This window comes from Paenibacillus cineris, from assembly GCF_018333335.1.
Taxonomy (GTDB): Bacteria; Bacillota; Bacilli; order Paenibacillales; family Paenibacillaceae; genus Paenibacillus_AQ; species Paenibacillus_AQ favisporus.
The window spans coordinates 1-20048 of sequence record NZ_BORU01000004.1 but is presented as its reverse complement, the minus strand read 5'-3'; the positions used below and the strand labels follow the sequence as shown (position 1 = coordinate 20048).

Below are 20048 nucleotides of genomic sequence, written 5' to 3'. Positions count from 1 at the left end.
AAGGATAGACTCCGGAGATCTGCAGATCAAGATAAAGATAAGGTCAGGTGAGGGAATGAAACCGACGGGGAAAAAGTGGGTCATTACGCTGCTAAGCACGATCGTACTCGTCAGCGGAAGCGCGGCGGCCGAGGCACAGAGCACAGGCAAAACGGCCACAGCGGCATCCAAGGCGGGACAAGCTGCGCAGAAGGCAAAAACAGCAGCATCAAGCGCATCTACAGCAAAGAAGGTCAACGTCCAGGTGGCAGCGGATCCGGTCCCGCAAATCGTCAAAGACATATCGCCTTCGGTTGTAGGGATTATCGGCCGCTCGACGGATACGACGCTGACGGGAGGCGCGACCAACCGCTACAATTTGGCGCACGGTACAGGAGTCATCGTGAAGTCCAACGGTTGGATCGTTACCAACGCGCATGTAGTGAACGGACTGGAGGGTACGCTGGTCGTCACATCCGACGGCAAATCGTATAGCATTGTGGATTCATACATAGACGAAACAAGTGATATTGCCTTAATCAAAATCAATGCCAAATCTTTAGTGCCTGCGGTCTTTGCCAAGTCCGCACAAACAGCGCAGGTAGGGGAGAAGGTCATTGCGATCGGTACGCCGATCTCTTTTTCCCTTCGCAATTCAGCGACGGTGGGCGTTGTCAGCGGTCTGAACCGGGGCGTGAACGCTTTTTACCGGCTGATCCAAAGCGATACGGCAATTAACCCGGGCAACAGCGGGGGGCCGCTCGTTAATATGCGGGGTGAGGTGATCGGGATCAACAGCCTGAAATTCGCAGCCGTCGGCGTGGAAAATATGGGCTTTTCCATCCCTTCGGATACGGTGCAGTACGTGATGGGACAACTGTTCAAGTACGGGGAAGTGAAGCGCCCAAGCCTCGGTTTCAACATGGAAGAGAGCTGGTCTGCCATTGTCGGACTGCCAACGGACGATCCGTTAACCGTAACGAAGGTCTTTTCGGATCAGGCCAAAAAAGCCGGCATTCAGGAGGACGACGTACTCTACAGCATTAACGGCAAGCGGGTGACCTCGGTCGTGGACATCAACGAAATGTTTAAGTCCTTTTTACCGGGGCAAACGGTTAAGCTGCTTATGCAGAGCGGCGGGGATATCGTGGAGCGGAAGCTGGTTCTGTCGCAGGCGGGCGCCGATGGTGATGCCTACAATGACGAGAGCGGACCGGGAGAGGAATTTTAATGGGGAAGAAGGGACAGTCACGGATGAAGGGAAGCGCATTGCGTAACATCGGATCGGCGGCACTGGCCGGCATCATCATGCTGGCAGCCGCACTGCCCGCGTGGGCGGACAACAGCTCGGACAAGCTGACATTGCAGCTCAAGACGGGGAGTACCGCGGCGGTGATTAACGGGCAGACGGTGCAAATTTTGAAGCCGTTCAAGAAAAATGGAACCGTGATGGTTCCGCTGGGCGTGTTCAGCAAAGCGTTCGGCAGCGAAGTGAAACTGGAAAAAAACAATGTGGTCAAAATCGGATACGGCCCTCATCAGATCAGCTTAACCATCGACAGCCATCTGGCCTGGGTGGACGGACGTAAAGTGAAGCTGGAGGCTGCCCCGTCCATGATGAACGGCACCCTGATGGTTCCGCTTCGTGTGGTGGCGCAAGGCATCGGAGCGCAAATGAATACAGGGTCGGCGGGGGAATGGGTGATCAGCCTGAAACCTTCGGAGGATGATGCCAGTCCGCAGGATCCAGGGATCGATTCGGACGTAGGCAAGACGAAGATCGGCAACAGCTACTACGGCTGGACGATGAATTATCCGAGCGGCCTGATCGTCGGCAGCGGCGATGAGACCGAGAGTATTGCGTCTTTTAACGATGCAGAGGAGAAGTACTACATTGAAGTTCACGCTTCCGATGAGGATGCGGATCTAAGCACCGATGATTTACTGGATCGGCTGGTGGAGGACGCCAAAAAAGGCGGCGAGATGGTAGTGGACCGGGGGACCTTCCCGAAAGCAAAGGTGCCGTACGCCCGTATTGTGACCAAGGACGGGGACGGAACCTTCTGGGAGTGCCGGATGTATTTGAGCCATAATCGTCTGTACGAGCTGTATTTTGCTGATCTGCAGGCGGCCAACTACAAGGACCTGAATAAATATGCCGGGCTGCTGAACTCTTTTGATACAAGCTTTAATCCGGCGGACAAAACCGTGAAGGATCTGTCGACCGTCAAAAATGGCATGCGCGGCGTGTATAACGAGGATTACGGTATTGCTTTAGACATCCCGGCTGACTGGAGCATGGACAATGGGGACATGTATTATGAAAGCAAGGACGGCAGCTACTTGAAGCTGAACGTGTCCACTGGACCCAAAGGCGACTCGCTTGACCAGTGGGGCGGACAGATGAAGAAATGGCTGGAAGAGTCCTTCGTCAAAACTTCCTATGAGGTCGTCAATACTTACCCGTTGGAGGTATCCGGGGAACAGGCGCTGGTGAACGAAGCCAGGTATAACTACGGTGACGGCTGGATCCGTGAATATGAAGTGATGATTTTGAAGGACGGTTACCGCTATTATGTGGAATATGCAGCTCCGGAAGACCAGCCGGCGGATGTGGCCAAGTTCAAGGATTTGATGAACGGAATCAACATTGATTTTACCGTCGTGCCAGAATCCTTTGGTAGTATGGAAGAGAATACGTTCCTGATCGATAAATCCGAGAGAACGACCAAGACGTCCAAAACCTATCAGTACCAAATTCGTATTCCGCAGTACTGGAGCGCGAATCGCGACCAGTTTGAGCTGTCGCCGGTGGAGTATCAGTTCGTGGGCGGACGCATGATGATCACGGCCGAGAAGGATAGCTCCTTTGAAGAGGCTGTAAGCCAACTGAAGGCGTTCTACAATGAAGCCGTGAAGTATCAGAAAGATCTGAAGCTGGAAAAGGTAGAGAACACGACCTTTGCCGGCGAGCCGGCTGTCGTCTTCTCCATTCATCAGGTGAAGGACGGCATTCCGTACAGCGCGCGCCAAATCGTTGTGCAGCATAACGGCACGGTATATACGCTGTCCGCGTCCCTGAATGACGCCAACGCCACGGATATTCAGAAGAAGACGCTGGATGAGACGCTGAATTCTTTTACGTTTACGAAAAAAGATGACGTCAAGACCACTGCGGCAGCCGGACAGAGCTGACCGGCGGACGTTAGATAGCTGCTGCCAAATAAGAGTAGTAGAATATAAGTTTGACCAGGAACCGGGATAGCCGAAGGCTGCTCCGGTTTTTGTTGTGCCGGCTTGATCAGGGAGGCGTTAGGGGATGTAGATGGTCTAATGGCTTGTGCTGCGCCGGGCGTCTGCGGAAACGTCTTAGCGGTGCTTCGGTTTTGCTGCATATGGAGTTTTGCACACTATATAATGCTCGCTGGTCCATTCACCTGGTTTGCACCCTACCAAACACGGATAACCTGATAGTATGCAAATGCGAAAAATGCTGCCTTCCTATGGGAATCGAGATAATTCGTGGGGATAGTAGAAGGATCGGAAGATGTCTGGTACACTAGATAAGTTAAAGCAGAAGTTGTGCTGGTGATTCTTTTCGTTAGGTCAGCAATGCGTACGAGAATTCTAGAATTTGAACCGGCAGGACCGGTTTGGGAGGATATAGATGAACAAACAGGCATTAAGAAGGGAAGATGTGGAGCTTCTGGCGCCGGCCGGCGACTGGGACTGCATGCGTGCGGCGGTAGCCAATGGAGCGGATGCGATCTTTTTCGGCGTGGAAAAGTTTAACGCCCGTGCCCGGGCGAACAACTTCCGGATGGCGGAGCTGCCGGAGATCATGTCGTTTCTTCACAGCTATGGCGTGAAGGGCTTTTTGACGTTTAACATTTTGGTGTTTGAAAACGAGCTGGAGGATGCCAAGGAACTGATCGACGCCTGTATCGATGCGGGCGTGGATGCTGTGATTGTGCAGGATTTGGGGCTGGTGAAGCTGATCCGGGAAATTTCCCCGGACTTCCCGATTCACGGCTCGACCCAAATGACGATCACTTCGCCGGAAGCGGTGGAATTCACCAAGCCGTGGGGCATGGAGCGTGTCGTGCTTGGGCGCGAGAACAACCTGAAGCAGATTCAAAAAATCGGAGAACAGGCGAAACTTCCGATGGAAGTGTTCGTTCATGGCGCCCTGTGCGTCTCCTATTCCGGTCAGTGCCTGACGTCGGAAATGTGGGGCGGCCGCTCGGCCAACCGCGGCGAATGCGCGCAGGCCTGCCGCCTGCCGTATGACCTGATCGTGGACGGCGAGCAGAAGCCGATGGGCGATGTGGCTTATCTGCTGTCGCCAAAAGATTTGGCGGCCATCGATTTGATGCCTGAGCTGATCGAAGCGGGCGTCACGTCCTTTAAAATCGAAGGGCGGCTGAAGAGCCCCGAGTACGTGGCCAACGTGGTCAGCAAGTACCGCAAGGCGATCGACCGTTACTTTGACGGTGACAATACGCCGCCGAGCGAAGAGGAAATGCGCGAGCTGCAGCAGAGCTTTTCGCGCGGCTTTACGCATGGGTTCCTCGAAGGCACGAACAATAAAAAGCTGGTGGACGGCACGTTCCCGAAAAGCCGCGGCGTGTACGTCGGCCGGGTCGAAAAGATCCTGCGCGACGGCGTCGTCTGCAAGATCGAAGCTCCGCTGAAGCGCGGGGACGGCATCGTGTTCGACGCGGGCGACCCGACGAAGCAGGAAGAGGGCGGACGGATTTACGACCTGCGCCGCAAAGGCGTCAAGATTGACGGGGAAGCCGGCGAAGGCTGGATCGTGGACATCGTCCCGGGCCGGAGCGACGTAGACCTGCGTAAGCTGCATGTCGGCGACCGTATCTGGAAAACAAACGATCCGGCGCTCGACAAGCGCCTGCGCCAAACGTTCGAGACGGAGAAGCCGTACCGGGTGTTCCCGGTCCACGTTAAGGCTGTAGGCCATGCAGGCGGCCTCCTGACGACCGTCTGGACCGACGTGCAGAAGGGCACAACGGTGCAGGTGGACTCGGAGATGGAGCTGGAAATCGCCAAGAAGCGGCCGATGGATTACGCTCTGCTCGAGGAGCAGTTCGGCCGCCTGGGCGGCACCGTCTACCAGCTCGAGAAGCTGGACGTCGACCTGCAGGGCGACGTCATCGTGCCGATGCGCGAGCTGAACAATATCCGCCGCCGTGCGGTGGAGCTGCTCGCAGGCGAGCGCCCGAAGCCGCCCGTATACGTGAAACGGGCGGCGACCGTGTATGGCGATGCCGCGCGCAGCGCATCGCCGGTGGCCCGCGGTGAGGCGAAGCTCACCGCGCTGTGCCGCAGCCTCCCGCAGGTGGAGGCTGCGCTCGAAGCCGGCGTAGAGATGATATACGCCGACTTCGAGTTCATCAAGCAGTTCCCGGCAGCGGTGGAAGCCGTTCATGCCGCCGGCAAGCGAATCGCGCTGGCGACGCCGCGCATCCATATGCCGAACGAGAACGGCTATCACAAAAACATCCTGCGCCTCAAGCCGGACGCCGTGCTTGTGCGCAACACCGGGGCGCTGTACTTCTACCTGCGCCACCGGATGGAAAACCCGGATGCCGATCATCCGCAGCTGATTGGCGATTTCTCGCTGAACATCGCCAACCACAAAGCGGTGGATCTGTTCCTCGAAGCCGGCTGTGACCTGGTCACGCCGTCTTACGACCTGAACATCCAGCAGATGGTCGATCTGCTGGAGCGCTCCAAGACATCGCAGATGGAAATCGTCATCCACCAGCATCTGCCGATGTTCCATACGGAGCACTGCGTATACTGTACCTTCCTGAGCGAAGGCACCGACTTCACGAACTGCGGCCGTCCGTGCGAATCGCACCGGGCGTCCCTGCAGGACCGCATCGGCATGTCCCACCCGGTCCGCGTGGACGAGGGCTGCCGCAACACGGTCTACAACGCGATCGAGCAGTCCGGTGCCGAGTACCTGACGAACTTCATGGACCTCGGCGTCTCGACCTACCGCGTTGAGTTCCTGGAGGAAACACCTGAACAGGTGCACGAGGTCATCGACCTGTACAACCGTGCCCTGCGCGGCGAAATCAGCGGCACGCAGGTATGGAAGACGCTGAAGGCGACGAATCAGCTGGGTGTGACTCGTGGACAGCTGGTGAAGTAAGAAAAAATAAATGAAGGCAGAATCCCGCCATGTCGTGCGGATTCTGCCTTTTTTATGTGCTAATACTTATGATAATGGCTTGTTTTTTTATCTCTAAAATATTCATTTCCTCGTGCTGGATGTATGGTGTATTGTATATATATGGAATTTAGAAGTGTTACTACAGCTTATTCGATTCTCCCCTAAACCTCTCTGGCCCCACTCAATTGAAACAGTTTCCCCTAAGATGATTTATGACTTAAAAAGGGCGGACCAATAGATCACCCTACGGTTTGGTAGCATCATATATTAATAAGAATGAATTCGATTTTGGTTAATTACAAGACTACCATTAGGGGGCCTACCGTGTGAAAGTGAATCAATTACGATTGGCAGATGCCGTATGGATTGAACCTGTTGTTCATGGTGACAACCGGGGTTTTTTTATGGAGGGGTATAACGAGGCTGTACTGCGCCAGCAGGGGATTACGCACACATTCGTTCAGGATAATCAATCGCTCTCCGCAGAGGCGGGCGTCATCCGCGGCCTTCATTATCAATTGAACCCCAAAGCCCAGACCAAGCTGGTCCGCGTTCTGAGCGGTGCGATTTATGATGTGATTGTGGATGTCCGGCGGGATTCAGCGACGTTTGGAGAGTGGACCGGCGTGATTCTTAGTGAGTATAACAAGCGGCAGCTGCTTGTCCCCAAAGGGTTCGCCCACGGATTCTGCACGCTGGTTCCGGGTACGCAGGTTCTGTATAAGGTAGATGAATATTATTCTCCTGAACATGACCGGGGCATCTTGTGGAACGACCCTGCGCTTGGCATCGACTGGCCGGTCTCCAGTCCGATCCTGTCGGATAAAGATCAGCGCCATCCTCTGCTGAAGGATGCGGAGCTTAACTTTTGATTACGACCAGGAGGGATCAAACGATGGGAAGGAAAATGCTCGTTACCGGCGGAGCGGGGTTTATCGGAAGTAATTTTATTATATACATGCTGCAAAAGTATCCTGAATTGGAAATCGTCAATATGGATGCACTGACGTATGCCGGCAACCTCGAAAACCTCAGCTCCATCCAGAATCATCCCCATTACACATTTACGGCGACCAACATTACCGATGCGGAGGCTGTGGAATCATGGTTTCAGCAAGGGATCGATATCGTCGTCAACTTTGCGGCTGAATCCCATGTAGACCGGAGCATTCTGGAACCGGATATTTTCGTGAAGACGAATGTGCTGGGGACGCAGGTGCTGCTTGATGCAGCCCGGAAGCATGGGGTGACCAAATTCGTTCAGGTATCCACCGATGAGGTATACGGTACGCTGGGAGATACGGGACTTTTTACGGAAGAAACACCGCTGGCTCCAAACAGTCCTTACTCCGCGAGCAAAGCCGGAGGAGATCTCATGGTCCGGGCCTATTATGAAACATTTGGACTGCCCGTAAATATCACCCGCTGTTCCAACAATTACGGTCCGTATCAGTTTCCGGAAAAGCTGATCCCGCTCATGATTTCCCGCGCCCTCAACGAGCAGCCGCTGCCTGTTTACGGCGACGGGTTGAATATCCGGGACTGGCTGTACGTCGAAGACCACTGCTCTGCCATCGACCTTGTCATCCATCAGGGCAAGCCGGGCGAGGTGTATAACATTGGCGGCAACAATGAGCGGACGAACCTTCATATCGTCAGAACGATATTGGAGGAACTGGGTAAACCGGAGTCATTAATTACGCATGTTCAGGACCGGCCGGGGCATGACCGCCGTTACGGAATCGATCCTGCCAAAATAACGAGGGAACTCGGTTGGGAGCCGAAGTACGATTTTGAATCCGGCATCAAGGAGACGATTCAGTGGTATCTGGATCATAAAGATTGGTGGGCGCGAATTCAGTCCGGTGAGTATCAGGATTATTACAAGAAGCAGTACGGTTCGCGTTTGGGGGACAGCTTATGAAAGTCCTTGTGACAGGAGCCGAAGGACAGCTTGGCCGGGATGTGACCGCCTTGTTTCAGCAAGCGGGGCATCAGGTTCTGGGCTGCGGGCGCTCCATGCTCGATATTACTCGTTGGGATGCGTGCCAGCAGGCCGTTAATGATTTTGGGCCGGACACGATTGTCCACTGCGCGGCCTACACGGCCGTGGATGCGGCAGAAACGGACATTGACGGGGCTTACCGGGTTAATGCGATCGGCACCAGGAATATGACGACGGCAGCGGAGAACTGCGGAGCCAAGCTGGTATACATCAGCACGGATTATGTTTTTAACGGAAGGTCTTCTGTTCCTTACCGGGAATATGACGAGACTGATCCCCAAAGCGTCTACGGCAAAACCAAACGGGCTGGTGAGCAATTCGTGCAGAGCCTGTCTACCAGGTACTTCATTGTCCGCACCTCTTGGGTATATGGTGCGCATGGAGCCAATTTCGTCAAAACGATGCTGCGCCTCGGTCAAGAAAAACCCGTGCTGCAGGTCGTCAACGACCAGCTGGGTTCTCCTACGTTCACAGTAGATTTGTCCCGCTTTCTGCATGAACTCGTCCAAACGGAGAAATACGGGATTTATCACGCCTCCAATGCGGGGCAGTGTACCTGGTTTGACTTCACCCGGGCTATTTTTGACGAAGCGGGCAAAGCTGGAATCCAGCTGACCGCCCGGCTTGAACCCTGCACAACGGCTCAATTTCCCCGTCCTGCTCCCCGTCCTGCATATTCGGTCATGGATCACATGGCGATTCGGGCCAATGGGCTGACTGATTTGAGGGATTGGCGGGAGGGACTGCATGATTTTATTCAAGATCTATCTACCAGAAATCAAGGAATAGAGTAGATTAGAACTCTATAATGAAAAGTTCGATCTGGCACCGGCTGCTGCGGTGCTTTTTTCTTTTCCCATAGGGCATTCCCATCTTTCCCCACCCCCCTCATCGTTTGACACCCCTCCCGTCCGGGTAATCTCTACTAACGAATCTCTTTCTTCGTCTCCCAACGAATCAGACACGCTCCCCTCACGCTTACGCTGGTGAAAAGGATGTGATATCGATGAGGAAATGGGTGGCATTGCTGGCGCTGGTCGTAGCGGCCGGCCTGATGATGTGGGTTCCCCAGGGAAGCTCCAAGGACATCAACAACAATTTTACCGACTACCGGGTCATTTCCCACGCGATGGGCGGGATCCGCGAGCATGCGTACACGAATTCCTATGAGGCGTTTATTGCCAACTACGAAAAAGGAAACCGTGTATTCGAGGTGGATCTGCTACTGACGGCGGACGGCCATTTGGTGGCCAGGCACGAATGGACGCAGTACATGACCGAGCTGCTGGGGCAAAAGGGTGAGCTTCCGAAGGACAAGCAGTCGGGAAGACTGACCTACAGCGACTTCAAGAACAGCAAAATCCTCGGCACCTACGAGCCGCTGGATTGGTCGGATATTTTGGACCTGATGGAGCATTATCCCGATATTTATATCGTGACAGATACGAAGGAGCAGGAGCCGGCGGATATGCAAAAAGAGCTGGAGATCCTCGTAGATACGGCGAAAAAACGCGATCCCGCGCTGCTGAAAAGGGTCGTGCCGCAAATTTACGATCAGCCGATGCTGGACATGGTGAACGGTATTTATGAGTTTCCGTCCATTATATACACGCTGTATGCGACCAAGGATACGGATCAGGAAGTCATCGATTTTGCTGCCAGCCATTCGATTGAGGCGGTTACGATCCCGGAATCCCGGGCGAAGCCGGATTTTCTGGCCAAGCTGAAGAAGGCGGGAATTACGGCTTATGTGAATACGATTAACGATCCTTCCGAAATTGGCAGGCTGCAGCGAATGGGGGTTACGGGCGTGTATTCCGACTTTGTAACGGAGCAAGAGCTTGGGGACAACCGCTGGCTGGTTGCGCTCGGGTGGTAATTACATCCATATTGTTCACCTGATGAATCGTTTATGACTTGAAAGATATGCTTCTCTACCCGGAGCATATCTTCTTTTTTGTGTACGGCGGATTGGCGAAAAAATGTTCGCATTTTATGCGAACACAAATTGACACTCACCCGGTGCTGACATAGACTAGATTTATGAAGATTTGTCGTGGAGGAATGCCCTTTGATGCAAATGATTATGCCATGGAGGCATGTGTTTAAGCTTGACCCGGATAAGGGGATCGCCGATGAGGCGCTGGATGCGGTGTGCATGTCCGGTACGGACGCCGTCATGGTGGGCGGGTCCAGCGGGGTAACGTTTGATAACACCGTAGAGCTGCTGTCACGTATTAGGCGATATGAGGTCCCCTGCGTGCTGGAGGTGTCCGACCTGGAGGCGATCGTACCGGGTTTTGATCTGTATATGATCCCCATGGTGCTCAATGCTTCGGATTCGGCATGGCTCGTTGGCCATCATCAGCGGGCGGTAGAGGAGTATGGATACATGATCCCGTGGGAGCTGCTCGTTCCCGAAGGATATATCGTCCTGAACGCTGATTCCACGGTTGCCCGCTTGACCGGTGCGCAGACCCAGCTGGATGCGGCCGGAGCAGCGGCGTATGCCCAGGTCGCGGACAAGCTGATGTCTCTGCCGGTTGTCTATGTGGAGTACAGCGGGACGTTCGGGGACATGGAGACCGTGCGTCACATTCACCGCTCGCTTAACGGGGCCAAGCTGTTCTATGGCGGAGGCATCAAGGATGCTGATTCGGCCCGTCAGGCTGCTGACGTCTGCGACACCATCGTCGTCGGCAACGCCGTTTACGAAGATTTGAAGCAGGCGCTGCTGACGGTTAAGGCTATTAAGGAATAAAAGTAAGTGGATTTAGACCGTTCTCGGTACTACCTCTAATCCCCAAATGCATATCACCGCTAACCGGTATAATAGATGCTGGCCGTTGGGCCACACTGCATACCGCTTTTATGATGTCCTATCTTATTTGTGAATTTCTATAGCAGGAAGGAGCATGCACGCATGCAACCTATTGATATACAACAGGCAATACAACGACTGAACCCGCAGCAGCGCCAAGCCGTGGAAGCCACGGACGGCCCGCTGCTCATCATGGCCGGCGCGGGCAGTGGCAAGACCCGGGTGCTCACACACCGGATCGCTTACCTGATCGCAACCCGCAAAGCTCCGCCTTGGGGCATTCTGGCCATTACGTTTACCAACAAAGCCGCGCGCGAGATGCAGGACCGGGTAGCGAAGCTGGTCGGCAATGAGGGCCGGGACATTTGGGTGTCCACGTTCCACTCGATGTGCGTCCGCATTTTGCGGAGAGATATTGAACGCATCGGATTCACCTCGAACTTTTCCATTCTGGACTCCACAGACCAGCTGTCCGTTATCCGCAACTGCATGAAGGATCTGAACCTCGACACGAAGAAATTCGAGCCGAAAGCGATCCAGTCCGTGATCAGTACGGCGAAGAACGAACTGGTGACGCCGGCGCAGTATGAACAGAAGGCGGGGGACTATTTCGAAGGCCTGGTCGCCAAGGTGTACACGATGTACCAGAAGCGGCTCAAGGCCAACAACTCGCTGGACTTTGACGATTTGATCATGGCTACGATTCAGCTGTTTAAGGAAGTGCCGGAAGTGCTGGATTTTTATCAGAAAAAGTTCCAGTACATTCATGTCGACGAGTACCAGGATACGAACCGGGCGCAGTACATGCTGTGCCGGATGCTGGCCGACAGCCATCACCGGATTTGCGTTGTGGGTGACAGCGACCAGTCCATTTACCGCTGGCGCGGCGCGGACATCAGCAACATTTTGAATTTTGAAGAGGATTATCCGGAAGCGCGCACCATTCTGCTCGAACAGAACTACCGCTCCACCGCGACGATTTTGAACGCAGCGAACGAGGTCATTGGACAGAACACCGGCCGCAAACCGAAGAAGCTGTGGACCGATAAAGGCGAAGGCGCGAAGATTAAAGTGTATCGGGCGGACTCGGAGCATGACGAAGGGTATTTCGTCACCTCGGAAATCAGCAAGAACGTAAATCAGGGCAAGTCGTACCAGGATCATGCCATCCTGTACCGGACCAACGCCCAGTCCCGGGTCATCGAGGAAATTTTGATCAAGTCGGACATTCCGTACCAAATCGTCGGCGGCATCAAGTTCTACGACCGCAAAGAGATCAAGGATATGCTGGCCTATCTGCGCCTGCTCTCCAATCCGGATGACGATATCAGCTTGACGCGGATCATTAACGTTCCTAAACGGAGTATCGGCGATACGACAGTGGCGAAGCTTTCAGCCGCAGCGACGGAGCGGGGAGTGTCCATCTTCCGTGTGCTGGAGTTCGTTGACGATCTCGGCTTTGCCGGACGGACCCGCAACGCACTGGTGGAGTTCTACGATATGATTTCGGCCCTTTACCAGATGGTGGAGTATCTGTCGGTCACTGAGCTGACCGAGAAAATGCTGGAGATGACCCAGTACCGGATCGACCTGCAGCGTGAGAATACGATCGAATCCCGGTCCCGCCTGGAAAATATCGACGAGTTCCTGTCTGTTACGATGGAATTTGAGAAGAATAATGAAGATAAGTCGCTGGTGGCGTTTCTGACCGATTTGGCGCTCATCGCCGACATCGACAGTATGAACGACAGCGAGGAGGACCGCACGGATGCAGTTGTCCTGATGACGATGCACAGCGCCAAGGGGCTGGAATTCCCGGTGGTGTTTATCATCGGCATGGAAGAAGGCGTATTCCCGCACAGCCGGGCCTTCCAGGATAATGAGGAGCTGGAGGAGGAGCGCCGGCTGGCTTACGTCGGGATTACCCGCGCGGAGCAGCAGCTGTTCCTATCCTGCGCGCAGATGCGCACCTTGTTCGGCCGGACGACGGCGAACCCGCCTTCCCGCTTCCTGGATGAGATCCCGGAAGAGCTGAAGGAAGATACGGTCGTTGCCCGTGACCGCTACCGCCGCGGAGGCAATATTGGCGGTTCTTATGGCGGCAGAGGTTTTGGCAGCGGAGGCAGCAACTTCGGCAGAAGTGCTGCCCCATCCTCGCAGAGCGGTTCCACGGCCACTTCGGTTGGCCGGGAGAGCCGGGTGACGGTGACTACCTCCACTCCGGCCAAAATGGCAGCGGCGAGCAGCACCTCGGACCTCACCGCCCTGAAGGCGGGAGACAAGGTCTCCCACGGCAAATGGGGCATCGGGACGGTCGTTTCAGTGAAAGGCAGCGGCAACGATACGGAGCTGCAGATCGCTTTTCCAGCGCCGGTTGGCGTGAAACGCCTTTTGGCCGGGTTTGCGCCGATCACTAAAGTGGAAAATTAAAATTATGAATCTATAGACGGAGGGATGACCCTGCATGGATCCGAAGTTGACCATGGAGCAGCTCGTAGCCGAGCTGAATAAGCACAATTATCAATACTACACGCTGGATGCGCCTGTCATTAGCGATAAAGAGTACGACGCTTTGTACGACCAGCTCGTTGCATTGGAGAAGGAGACCGGCATGACGCTGCCGGATTCTCCGACACAGCGTGTAGGGGGAGAGCTGCTCAAAGGATTTGTCCAGCATCGTCATCTGGCTCCGCTGTGGAGCCTGGATAAGGCCCAAAATATCGAACAGCTTGGCAGCTGGAACGCAAGGGCTGTAAGGCTGGTTCAAGACTATAACAAGAAAAACCCGGATAACCCTCTGCCCGAGCTGAGCTATGCGGTGGAGCTGAAGTTTGACGGGCTCACGCTCAATTTGACCTATACCAACGGAAGATTGGTTCAGGCGGCTACGCGTGGAAACGGCGTGGTCGGCGAAGGCATCCTTCCGCAGATCAAGACGATTAAGTCTGTGCCTTTGAGCATTCCATATAAGGACGGAACGATCGAGGTCCAAGGCGAAGGGATAATGAACCTCTCTGTGCTTGAGGAGTACAACAAGACGGCGGCAGAGCCGCTCAAGAACGCCCGGAACGGGGCGGCGGGAGCGCTGCGCAACCTGAATCCGAAGGTGACGGCCGAGCGCCGGTTGAATGCCTATTTCTACAACGTGGGCTATTCGGATAACATCCGGTTCGACAGCCATAAGGAAATGATGGATTTTCTGCGGGAAAATCATTTTAAAGTCAATCCGTACATCACGTATTTCGATAACTTCGACGATGTGATGGAGCAGCTGGCCGAAATTCAGGAGCGCCGTTCCAGCCTGGACTATCTCATTGACGGAGCCGTTATCAAAATCGTCGACATGCGCACGCGCGAGGCGCTCGGGTATACGGACAAATTCCCTCGCTGGGCGGTAGCCTACAAATTCGAGGCGGAAGAGACGACAACCGTGCTGGAGTCCGTCAGCTGGAACGTAGGCCGTACCGGTAAAGTAACTCCGCTCGCCCGGGTAGAAGCGGTGGAGCTGGCAGGCGTTACCGTTCAGAACTGTACGCTGAACAACGTGGGGGACATCGAGCGCAAAAACCTGAAATATGCGCTGGGTACGCGCGTGTTTATCCGCCGTTCCAACGACGTCATTCCGGAGATTTTGGGTAAGGTGACCGAAGAGAACGACGGCGGTGAAATCATTTATCCGGAGCATTGCCCGGCGTGCGGCTTCCCGCTGGAAATGCGCGGCGCCCATCTGTTCTGCAACAACAAGCTGAACTGCAGGCCGCAAATCATCGGGCGGATTACGCATTTCGCCTCCCGTGACGCGATGGATATCGAGACGTTCAGCGATAAGACAGCCGGACAGCTGTACGACGAACTGAACGTGCACGAAGCGGCGGAACTGTATGAGCTGACGTTTGAGCAGCTGGTGAAGCTGGATCGTTTTGGCGAGAAAAAGGCGATGAATCTGCTGGAGGCGATTGAAAAAAGCAAGGGCAGGGATCTCGCTTCCTTCCTGTACGCATTGGGTATTCCCAACACCGGCAAATCCACGGCCAAAATGCTGGCGGACCATTACCGGGATCTCCATGCTGTGATGAAAGCCGACATAGAGGAGTTAATCGCTCTTCCGGATGTCGGCGGCATTGTCGCCGAGAGCATCGTGAACTTCTTTGCCGATCCGTTTGTGGTGGCGGGCATCGAGAAAATGCTCTCTCTCGGCGTACAAGCGAAGGCGCCTGAGGCACCTCAGGCGGTTAAAACCGACTCCTTCTTCAGCGGGAAAACGGTCGTATTGACCGGCACGCTGCACCAAATGACCCGCGACGAGGCGTCTGCGCAGCTGGAGGCGCTGGGAGCGAAAGTGACGGGCAGCGTCTCGGCCAAGACGGACCTGCTCATTGCCGGAGAGAAGGCCGGCAGCAAGCTGGCCAAAGCGAAGCAGCTCGGCATCCAGGTGATCGAGGACGAGGACGAGTTCATTCGTCTTTTGAACGAAGAAGCGAACTAGTTATTGAACGTGACCAACAAAGTCCGGGCTCATTGAAAAATGGGCCTAGGGCTTTTTCTTTTTTCTCATGCGGATGTTGCTGTTTTGATCGTCGATGGAACTCGCATGAAGGGGCACTCTGCATGGAGCCGGATTTCTGCTTGCGGTGGAATTTTAAGGGAATGTTAAGGATTTCGCGGGTGTTTGTTAAGAATTGTCTGGTATCCTTTTGCACATAAGTGGGTGAGTTTTCCGCTTTGCTGAGAGGAGGCCTGAGTTTTGAGGAAATGGTTAACGGTTCGGACTGCTTATCTGTATACAGTGACGGGCAGCGCTTTGTTAAGCGGTATCGTACTTTTTTTGACATACCGTGTCTTTGTGTGGTCCTATGCACATGTTTCGCCCGACTCATTTTTTGCCAGGCTGGCCCGTGGTTTGGTGAACTATATTGGTAGAACGCCGATAGCCGCCGTTGTTTTTTTGATCGTGTTTGCCGGTTTGTTCATGTTTCGCTCGCAAAAACTTGCGGATGATATGAAACAGATCGTGAGAGCGGCGGAGGAGCTGGCAGATCGAGGATCCTTTCGTGAACTGAAAGTTGCCTCCGGTGGTGAGTTAAAAGCATTGGCAAGCCACTTACAAGGCATTCGTAGATGGATGACAACATCTTTAGCCGATCGAATATCCACACCGCCCATCCAAAACGAAACGACTCCACTTCTGGACAACGAAGAGGTCATGGCAGTCATTTTGCGAATCAAATCTCTGCTCCGCACATTGGAGGCTGCGGATTTGGACAGTCAGCGGCTGCCAGATTTCGATATGGAATCCGTGAAACGGGAAGCGCAAGGATTGGAGAGGCTTCTGGAAAGCCTGATGACGGCGTCATGAACAGCCTGCAGGCAAAGGTTTGGCGTAAGGTGATGAGGGGGTTCTACCTCTCATTCGATATAGCGGTCATCGGTGCGGTGATCGTACTGGCTGGTTTGTTTTATGTACATACGTACGGAGGTATCGTCGTGGGGCGTCATCCCGAGAAACTGATATTGCCGGAGTCGAGCATCCTGGTGGCTTCGGATGGGACCAAGCTTCGAAAAATACCACTGCCGGAGTCGGGATACAGGGCCAAGGCACAACTGGAAGAAATGCCTGATTTGCTGCTGAACACTTTTTTGGCGGTGGAGGACCGGAGTTTTTATGGACATCATGGGCTGGATTACAAAGGGATTGCACGTGCGGTATACACCAACTCCATCCATATGCGGATTTCGGAAGGCGGTAGCACCATTACGCAGCAGCTGGCCCGAAATCTGTATCTGAACCGGGATCAAACGCTGCTGCGCAAGCTGAACGAGGCTTCCATCGCTTTGTCGCTGGAGAAACGCTTGTCCAAGCATGACATTTTGGAAATGTATTTGAATGAGATTTACATGGGGGATGGGCAATTCGGCATCAAATCTGCGGCGGAGCATTATTTCGGAGTGACGGATCTGAAAAAGCTCAGTGTGGCGCAAATCGCCTCCTTGGCCGCCATACCGAAGGGACCGTCCATTTACAATCCGTTATATAAGGGCGACCTGCCCATACAACGGCGCAACGTAGTGCTTGGCATTATGAAGCGTCAAGGTCTGATTACCCGTGATGACATGATGTCTGCTATGAATACGAAATATCAGCCGCCGGCGAAGGTGAATCCTCCTGTGCTGGGGGCCTCTTATATGGATGCTGCTCTCAAGGAAGCCGCGCTCCGAACAGGCAAAACGTTGGAAGAGTTGAAGACGGGTGGGTATATCATCGTAACGGGAATGAATATGGCTGCACAGGCTGCGCTGGAAGATACGTTTGCCAACCCGGATTTCTTTCCGCCGGACGGCAAGGATCAGCAGGTTGAAGCAGCGATGGTGATTATGGATCATCGGACGGGAGAGGTTGTGGCGCTGACCGGAGGCAGGCATCCGGCTGCAGGCAGCTTGAACCGGGCTGTGGTTGATGCCAGGCAGCCGGGTTCTGCCTTTAAGCCGATTATCGCTTACGGCCCGGCCCTTGAGAGCGGTAAATTTTCGCCGGACAGCATGCTTCAGGATCGCAAGATAGCTTACGGGAGCTACAGGCCTCAGAATTTGGGCGGAGCCTATCAGGGGCAAATGACCATGAGGCAAGCGCTGCAGCAGTCTGTAAATGCTCCGGCCGTATGGCTGCTGCAGCAGGTAGGGATTACAAAGGCGATACAATTCGCGGCGAAGCTGGGCATTTCGCTTACCTCTGAGGATGCTAATCTGTCCATTGCGCTTGGCGGCGTTCATTCCGGCGTCTCTCCCTTGAAAATGGCGCAGGCGTACAGCGTGTTTGCCAGCGGAGGGATTTATCGTGATGCGCATCTCGTACGGCAGGTTACGGATTCAAAAGGTCGGGTGCTGTATGCCTACCGTCCGAATGAGCGCCAAGTCATCTCGCACTCGACGGCGGAAAATATGACGAGCATGCTGCGCGGTGTCGTGAACGAGGGCACAGGGATGAAAGCGAGGATGAACCGGCCGGTAGCGGGCAAAACCGGCACGACGCAGCTTGGCCTGCCCGGCGTAAGCAGCAAGGGAAACCGCGATCTTTGGTTCGTCGGCTATACGCCGGAATGGACCGGGGCTGTATGGATGGGGTTTGACAGAACGGATGCGGATCATTACATGACCGCAGGCAGCGGGAAGGCCGCCGCCTTGTTTTCAGCGGTCATGAGGAGGGGGCTTGAGCGTTGATTGAAGGGCTGCAAGGAGCGAGTTATGTCCTTTTGGCGTTCGGAAGCCAGGCATTTTTATCGTAACCCCGCTCTTCCCAATAGCCGACATGGTCGCCTTGAATCAATTCAATCCGGTTTAACCATTTGACGGACTTATAAGTATACATTTGGGGAACGATCAGCCGTACCGGACCGCCGAGATCGCTTGGAATGGGCTTGCCGTCGTGCAGAACGGCTACCATAATGTCATCCATGCGAGCCTGTTCCATCGTTATAGAGTCCGTGTAGACCCCATCGCCCGAATAAAACTTCACAGTTTGTGCCGCTGGCTGAACCCCGGCTTCATCCAACAATTTTTTAAGGGGGATGCCTTCCCAAGTGTTATGGTACACCGACCAGCCGGTGACGCAGTGAAAATCGCTGACCTGGACCACACGCGAAAGCTTAACGAATTGTTCCCAGTTCCACTGCAGCCGTTTATTGACGAGCCCATCTACAGTAAAAGACCAGTTGGTATTATCGAATGAGGGAATGGGGGTTACGGTGTAGATGCGAAAATTTCCTTTAGCGCCTCCACCGACTGGAGTGAGGGATTCTGCCGCAGGTGTGGGTGCCGGGACCAGATGGTTGGCATCCCTTTCGAGCAGCTCCTCCATGTTTTGCTGTGACGAACCGATACTGCTGCCCAGCCATTTGATAAAAGAGGGCCCGAACGCTACCGCCATACCTACCCCGATCGCTGATCGGATGAAAGCTCTGCGCGTGTAGAGCGGCTCGTTTGCAGTATTTGCTGCCGCTGGCCGGTCAGCCCCGGACTTTACCGTCCGCCGGTGAGGCTCTTTGAGCCATTGGGTACGGGTAACCGAGTGGTAGATGATATAAGGCAGACCCACCCAAGTAAAGAGGTCGTGAATCGTCAGAGCGGGGTTGGACCATGCCGGGCCGAATGCTCTGAACTGCCACAATACCACCCCGGAAAGGAACCAGCCGGCCAGCAGGAATAGTACGATGATGACATTCCACTTCTGCTTCGGGCGGTCCTTCAGCAGCTTCCAATGCTTGCCCGCCAGAAAGAGGTAGTAGACGACGGGAAGGAGCAGGGCCAAGCCGACACCGATATGAAGCCATTTCAGCCAGACCCTGCCTCCGCCAAGCACCTCGCGCCAGAACCCAAGGGGAAGAATCACTCCGCTAAATGCCAGAAAAGCAACCATCAATGCGTTCCAGCGGTGAATGGCGGCCAGCTTCTTGCCGATGCCCTTGCGGATCTTGTTTAACCAATCGCTCATTTGTCAGCCTCCTTGTTTAAGAAAACACAAAGTAACGGTACTGCGAGTATGGCTTCTACTTATGATTCTTTTGAGTAGATAAGCACATGGTAAGAACCAATTTCAGCAAGAACAGAATTCTAAGACAGGCGATCAACAGTTAATGCAAAATAGATACGTCAGTGAAGAAGAGAATTGGCTAACAATAAGTAAGTAAATTTTACCACAACATAAATTTAAAAAAACCGTTGCATAATAGGCGGTATCCGTGATATATTATTTCTTGCCGCTAAACAAGGCGGTGATTCAAATCTTCTCAATGCTTGCTAAATAAGTGTTGACACGATATGAATGACATGATACAATATAATACTGCGTCGGAATTGAAAATAATGTCGAATGCAGCGATCAAGTTCCTTGAAAACTGAACAAATGGATGATGTTTTAAACTGAGATTAAATCAATCTCGTCAGATTCAAAATGAGCTACAAACTTTCTTGGAGAGTTTGATCCTGGCTCAGGACGAACGCTGGCGGCGTGCCTAATACATGCAAGTCGAGCGGACTTGATGGAGAGC

The 20048-nt window shown here is 54.0% G+C and carries 13 protein-coding genes and 1 rRNA gene; 13 read left to right on the top strand and 1 reads right to left on the bottom strand.

The genetic code is table 11. The features are described 5' to 3' along the window. Window positions 1-55 precede the first annotated feature (55 nt). From KI379_RS26895 to KI379_RS26840, 12 genes are all read left to right on the top strand, one after another. A complete protein-coding gene (locus KI379_RS26895; RefSeq protein WP_076174514.1) occupies window positions 56-1210 on the top strand; it encodes a S1C family serine protease in 1155 nt (384 codons plus the stop codon). Next, the gene (locus KI379_RS26890) at window positions 1210-3174 is read left to right on the top strand and encodes a copper amine oxidase N-terminal domain-containing protein (RefSeq protein ID WP_244879461.1); all 1965 of its coding nucleotides are present in this window, start codon (window positions 1210-1212) and stop codon (window positions 3172-3174) included. The genes KI379_RS26895 and KI379_RS26890 overlap by 1 nt, the downstream gene beginning before the upstream one ends. 472 nt (window positions 3175-3646) lie before the next feature. Beyond that, window positions 3647-6160 carry a U32 family peptidase gene (locus KI379_RS26885; protein ID WP_212970239.1) on the top strand — a complete coding sequence of 838 codons (2514 nt, stop codon included), beginning with the start codon at window positions 3647-3649 and terminating at the stop codon, window positions 6158-6160. Between the two features lie 347 nt (window positions 6161-6507). Beyond that, window positions 6508-7053: a dTDP-4-dehydrorhamnose 3,5-epimerase gene (gene rfbC / locus KI379_RS26880; RefSeq protein ID WP_076174510.1), complete on the top strand. Its 546-nt coding sequence runs from the start codon at window positions 6508-6510 to the stop codon at window positions 7051-7053. Window positions 7054-7076: 23 nt separating this feature from the next. Then, entirely contained in the window at window positions 7077-8105 is a 1029-nt protein-coding gene (rfbB, locus tag KI379_RS26875; protein WP_076174508.1) for a dTDP-glucose 4,6-dehydratase, read from the top strand. After that, window positions 8102-8980: a dTDP-4-dehydrorhamnose reductase gene (gene rfbD, locus KI379_RS26870; RefSeq protein WP_076174506.1), complete on the top strand. Its 879-nt coding sequence runs from the start codon at window positions 8102-8104 to the stop codon at window positions 8978-8980. Before rfbB ends, rfbD begins: the two co-directional genes overlap by 4 nt. 212 nt (window positions 8981-9192) lie before the next feature. Further along, the gene (locus tag KI379_RS26865) at window positions 9193-10065 is read left to right on the top strand and encodes a phosphatidylinositol-specific phospholipase C/glycerophosphodiester phosphodiesterase family protein (RefSeq protein WP_076174504.1); all 873 of its coding nucleotides are present in this window, start codon (window positions 9193-9195) and stop codon (window positions 10063-10065) included. Window positions 10066-10260: 195 nt separating this feature from the next. Beyond that, window positions 10261-10947: a heptaprenylglyceryl phosphate synthase gene (locus KI379_RS26860; protein WP_084204120.1), complete on the top strand. Its 687-nt coding sequence runs from the start codon at window positions 10261-10263 to the stop codon at window positions 10945-10947. Window positions 10948-11109: 162 nt separating this feature from the next. Then, window positions 11110-13437, top strand: a complete 2328-nt coding sequence (gene pcrA / locus KI379_RS26855) for a DNA helicase PcrA (RefSeq protein ID WP_076174500.1) — start codon at window positions 11110-11112, stop codon at window positions 13435-13437. Between the two features lie 34 nt (window positions 13438-13471). Next, window positions 13472-15493, top strand: coding sequence for an NAD-dependent DNA ligase LigA (gene ligA / locus KI379_RS26850; protein ID WP_076174498.1), 2022 nt, complete (start codon window positions 13472-13474; stop codon window positions 15491-15493). A gap of 258 nt (window positions 15494-15751) precedes the next feature. Further along, window positions 15752-16363 carry a hypothetical protein gene (locus KI379_RS26845; protein ID WP_076174496.1) on the top strand — a complete coding sequence of 204 codons (612 nt, stop codon included), beginning with the start codon at window positions 15752-15754 and terminating at the stop codon, window positions 16361-16363. Then, window positions 16360-18222, top strand: coding sequence for a transglycosylase domain-containing protein (locus KI379_RS26840; protein ID WP_076174494.1), 1863 nt, complete (start codon window positions 16360-16362; stop codon window positions 18220-18222). The genes KI379_RS26845 and KI379_RS26840 overlap by 4 nt, the downstream gene beginning before the upstream one ends. Window positions 18223-18244: 22 nt before the next feature. On the opposite strand, the gene KI379_RS26835 is transcribed toward KI379_RS26840, so the two are convergent. Continuing rightward, window positions 18245-19492, bottom strand: coding sequence for a molybdopterin-dependent oxidoreductase (locus KI379_RS26835; RefSeq protein ID WP_076174492.1), 1248 nt, complete (start codon window positions 19490-19492; stop codon window positions 18245-18247). 473 nt (window positions 19493-19965) lie between these two features. Here KI379_RS26835 and KI379_RS26830 point away from each other — a divergent pair. Then, a 16S ribosomal RNA gene (locus tag KI379_RS26830) occupies window positions 19966-20048 on the top strand; the annotation flags it as partial.

Coding starts and splice junctions, on each gene's coding strand:
- KI379_RS26840 (WP_076174494.1), top strand. CDS start 16,360: ATGAACAGCCTGCAGGCAAAGGTTTGGCGTAAGGTGATGAGGGGGTTC.
- KI379_RS26895 (WP_076174514.1), top strand. CDS start 56: ATGAAACCGACGGGGAAAAAGTGGGTCATTACGCTGCTAAGCACGATC.
- rfbB (WP_076174508.1), top strand. CDS start 7,077: ATGGGAAGGAAAATGCTCGTTACCGGCGGAGCGGGGTTTATCGGAAGT.
- KI379_RS26860 (WP_084204120.1), top strand. CDS start 10,261: ATGCAAATGATTATGCCATGGAGGCATGTGTTTAAGCTTGACCCGGAT.
- KI379_RS26865 (WP_076174504.1), top strand. CDS start 9,193: ATGAGGAAATGGGTGGCATTGCTGGCGCTGGTCGTAGCGGCCGGCCTG.
- KI379_RS26890 (WP_244879461.1), top strand. CDS start 1,210: ATGGGGAAGAAGGGACAGTCACGGATGAAGGGAAGCGCATTGCGTAAC.
- KI379_RS26835 (WP_076174492.1), bottom strand. CDS start 19,492: ATGAGCGATTGGTTAAACAAGATCCGCAAGGGCATCGGCAAGAAGCTG.
- KI379_RS26885 (WP_212970239.1), top strand. CDS start 3,647: ATGAACAAACAGGCATTAAGAAGGGAAGATGTGGAGCTTCTGGCGCCG.
- rfbD (WP_076174506.1), top strand. CDS start 8,102: ATGAAAGTCCTTGTGACAGGAGCCGAAGGACAGCTTGGCCGGGATGTG.
- pcrA (WP_076174500.1), top strand. CDS start 11,110: ATGCAACCTATTGATATACAACAGGCAATACAACGACTGAACCCGCAG.
- ligA (WP_076174498.1), top strand. CDS start 13,472: ATGGATCCGAAGTTGACCATGGAGCAGCTCGTAGCCGAGCTGAATAAG.